The organism is Acidobacteriota bacterium, from assembly GCA_022340665.1.
Lineage (GTDB): Bacteria > Acidobacteriota > Thermoanaerobaculia > Thermoanaerobaculales > Sulfomarinibacteraceae > Sulfomarinibacter.
In genome coordinates, this window is the sequence record JAJDNM010000089.1 from 1 (window position 1) to 4,316 (window position 4,316).

2 protein-coding genes are annotated in these 4,316 nt (G+C 63.7%); one reads left to right on the forward strand and one right to left on the reverse strand.

What is annotated here, in order from left to right; translation table 11 throughout:
• The first annotated feature begins 41 nt into the window (after positions 1-41).
• On the forward strand, positions 42-2,690 hold the full coding sequence (gene topA / locus LJE93_10465; GenBank protein ID MCG6949323.1) for a type I DNA topoisomerase: 2,649 nt from the start codon (positions 42-44) through the stop codon (positions 2,688-2,690).
• A gap of 220 nt (positions 2,691-2,910) precedes the next feature.
• Here topA and LJE93_10470 read toward each other — a convergent pair.
• Positions 2,911-4,316: GWxTD domain-containing protein (locus LJE93_10470; GenBank protein MCG6949324.1), on the reverse strand; the 1,406-nt coding region annotated here is incomplete at its 5' end.

The following is a 4,316-nucleotide window of genomic DNA, read 5'->3' on the forward strand; positions in this document are numbered from 1 at the left end:
CGCTTGACAATGGCGTTCTACTCCTATTTCCTATGGGCCGCATGGCGGATGCAAAGCCCCTCATCATCGTCGAGTCGCCGGCAAAGGCGAGGACCATCTCCAGATTCCTGGGATCGGACTGGGAGGTGGAATCCTCGATCGGCCACATTCGCGACCTGCCTCCGTCGGCGGCCGAGATCCCGAAGAAGTACAAGGGTGAGAAGTGGGCGCGGCTCGGCATCGATGTCGAGAACGATTTCGAACCCCTCTACGTGATCCCCGCCGACAAGAAGAAACAGGTCGCCACACTGAGAAAGAAGCTCAAGGACGCGACCGAGCTCTACCTCGCGACTGATGAAGATCGCGAAGGAGAGGCGATCGCCTGGCACTTGATCGAGGTCTTGAAGCCCAACATTCCGGTCAAACGGCTCGTCTTCCACGAGATCACGGGAAGCGCTATCGGCAACGCCCTCGCCGAACCGCGCGACCTCGACGAGCGGCTAGTTGCAGCACAGGAAACGCGCCGCATTCTCGACCGCCTGGTGGGCTACGAGGTCTCGCCGGTGTTGTGGAAGAAGCTACGGCCGAAACTGTCGGCCGGCCGGGTGCAATCGGTCGCGACCCGTCTGATCGTCGCCCGCGAAGAAGCACGTATGCGCTTCGTCGAGTCAGCCTATTACGGCGTCGAGGCAACCCTCGAGGGCGAGGGCGACGAGCGCTGCTGCACCGCCCGCCTGGCCGAGCTCGACGGACGCAAGATTGCGAGAGGCAAGGACTTCGACCAGGAGACCGGCGAGCTCAAGACCACGGCGCTGGTCCTGAACGGCGAACAGGCTCAGAAGCTGGCGACTGAGCTGGCGGACGCAGTTTTCGCGGTTGCCGACGTCGCCGAGAAGCCCTTCACCAACCGCCCCTACCCACCCTTCATGACATCGACCCTGCAGCAGGAGGCGGGTCGCAAGCTGCGCTTCAACGCCCGCCGCACAATGCGGGTAGCCCAGAGCCTGTACGAAAACGGCTACATCACCTATATGCGCACCGACTCGCTGACCCTGTCGGGCGAGGCGCTTGGTGCCGCTCGCCGCCAGGTGGAAGAGCTCTACGGCGCAGAGTATCTGCCCGAGCAGCCGCGCGTGTACCGTTCGAAATCGAAGAGCGCGCAGGAGGCACACGAGGCGATCCGCCCGGCCGGCGGACGCTTCCGTACGCCGAAGGAGCTTGCCTCCAAGCTCGACCGCGACCAGATGAAGCTTTACGAGCTGATCTGGAAGCGCACCCTCGCCTCGCAGATGAAGGATGCCAAGGGGGTCCGTACCCAGGTCCGGATCGAGGCACCCACGGCGGAGCAGGGAACGGCCAATTTCACCACGTCTGGCAAGGTCATCACCTTCGACGGTTTCTACCGCGCTTACGTCGCGTCTTCTGACGACCCCAAGGATGAGGGGGCCGACACGGAGAGGATCCTCCCGAAACTATCCGTCGGCCAGGAGCTCAACGTCATCGGTCTCGAGGCCACCAGCCACACGACCCAGCCACCACCGCGCTACACCGAGGCGAGCCTGGTGAAGGAGCTGGAGGCGCGCGGCATCGGCCGGCCCTCGACCTACGCCTCCATCATCCAGACGATCCAGGACCGCGGATATGTGTGGCACAAGGGGCAGGCGCTGGTGCCGACCTTCACCGCATTCGCGGTCATCAGGCTGCTCGAGCGGCACCTCCCGGACCTGGTTGACTACGACTTCACTGCCCGCATGGAGGACACCCTCGATTCCATCGCCAACGGCCAGACCGAGGCCGTTCCGTGGTTGCACGACTTCTACTTCGGCCTGGCGGAAGACGACCCCGACCGCCTGCAGATCATGCGCATGGGGCTTCATGCCCTGGTCGCCACCGGTGACGAGATCGAGCCGCGCGAGGCGTCGCGGATCACCGTCGGGCAGACCCCCGACGGCGAAAGGGTCTCGGTCCGCGTCGGTCGCTACGGTCCCTACATCCAGGTCGGCGACAACGGCCAGCGCGCCTCGGTGCCCGACGACATGCCGCCCGACGAGCTGACCCTCGAACGCGCACTCGACATGGTAGCCAGGGCGGCCGAGGGCGACCGCTCGATTGGTGACGACCCGGAGACAGGCAAGCCGATTTACGTCAAGGAGGGCCGCTTCGGACCCTATGTCCAGCTTGGCGATCGCGAGGACGGCGGCGAGAAACCGCGGATGGTCAGCCTGTGGAAGGGCATGTCGCCCGACACCGTGACCCTCGAGGACGCCCTGCTCCTGCTCTCCTTCCCAAAGGAGCTCGGCCAGCACCCGGAGACCGGCGAGACCATCACAGTCCAGGACGGCCGCTACGGTCCCTACATCAAGATGGGTTCGGAGACCCGCAGCCTCGAGCGCCAGGACCAGCTGGCCACGATCACCCTCGATGAGGCGGTGGCCAAGCTCAAGGAACCCAAGAAGGGCCGCCGCTCCGGCGCCGCTTCGGTCATCGCCGACCTCGGCGGCCATCCCGAGTCAGGCGAGAATATCCAGGTCAAAACGGGCCGCTACGGTCCCTACGTCACAGACGGTACCGTCAATGCCACCGTGCCCAAGGGCACCGATCCGGAGAAGGTCGACCTGGACCAGGCGGTCGAGCTCCTCACCAAGCGCGAGGAGAAGCTGCGGTCGCAGGGCAAGGACCCGCGGGCGAAGAAGAAGCGCAAGAAGGAATAGCCCGATCCTTCTGGTTCCACTGATGTGGGGGCGCCATATATATCCCGCCCTGGATCGATGAAACCAGCCCGAACGACCGAGGGCGGGGATAAACCCCGCCCCTACGACTCCTTCGCCTCCACGCCACCGGGGGGGTGGGTGGGAATTCCTAATTCCTAATTCCTAATTCCTAATTCCAACCAACCCGGGCCACAACATCCCGCCGCGGATCAACCGCCAATCAGCCCCCAGCGCCCCCTTCCACCATTTCGAACGGAATCTCCGCCACGCCCTTTGTGCCGTCCGTAGTCTGCTCGAGCTCGACTATCAGCTTGTAGGATCCCGGTTGGGAGAATCTCCCGAGCGGCAACGCTCTGCCGAACATCCAGACCCCGTCCGCCAACCTGGTCAACGAAGCCCGCTGGGGGGATGTGCTCGCCACCACCTGGCCATCCTTCGACAACGAGGTCGAAACCGTGAACTGCGGGTCTCCATCAGCATTCAGCTCCGGACTCAGGATGCAGGCCATGTAGTTCAGATCCCGGTTGCTGGCCGTTGGAAAGCTATTGACGAGCAACGGAGCCACGCGCCAACCTCCGATGTTGAACGGGTCTCCTGGAACCGACCGGGGAACCTGCTGCACGTCAACCCCCCACACAAAATGCGACACAGCCGTTTCCCCAACCTCAGCTTCGGCCGTCTCGATCTCGAGTGTCTTCGATCCCAACACGCCGGCATCATTCGCAACAGCGAAATCCAGTAACCACCGGCCGTCATCGACCGGGACTGCCACTTCGATGCCCCCCCCACTCGCCGGAAGTTCGTCGGCCGGCATGAAGAAGTCTCCGAGCTCCTCGCCCGAACCTGGGTCGCGCACTCGGCCCATCAAAACGAGATCCTCGAAGGACTCGACACTCGGATTGATGTGGAGCCAGAGAAAGTGCCGCGGTCCCCTGGCGAGGCCCGCCGTTGCACACGCCGCCATCGAATCCGGCCATTGCCTTTCATCGGCGTCCAGCCATCTCCGCTCGTCATCCGAAAGAGGTCTCGAGCCGGCGACGAGCCCGGACCTCGGCGCCTCCGTCAACTCCGGATGCACAATCAGGGCCTCCGGCATTATGCCGAGCAGACGCATCAACTGAGCGTTGGTGCGATCGAGCACGTAGTCGTTGTCATCAACCTCGGTCTCCAGGAACACGGCGTGAAGAAAATACTGACCGACTCCTATGGGCAGCTCTTCGGCTTTGTACTCCCAGATCTCGGTCGATCCCTGGTTCTGGTAGAGGCTGCTCGTGGGCACCATCCGCGAGCTGTCCATCGTCGATGTGCCCGGGGTCAGAATTTCGTTCGCGAACGCCCCCGGCGGACGGTTGTCCCGCCGCCAGGGTTGCCCGAGCAGATACAGGACCAGCGCCCTGTCCGACAGAGCCCCCCGAGTCGATTCGAAGCTGTACATCTTGTCGGCGGCCTCGACCTTCTGCCCGAAGTCGAAGCGAAACTCGTTGACCGGCGTGCTCAGGTCGGGATCGCGTTTCGCCCAGAAGAGAGCGATGAACGCCTCCGCTTCCTCGTCGCTCGCGACCTCCTTCCAGGCCTTTTTCTCGGCCTTCGTCAGCAGGAACCCCTCCGGTCCCTCGAAATACGTCC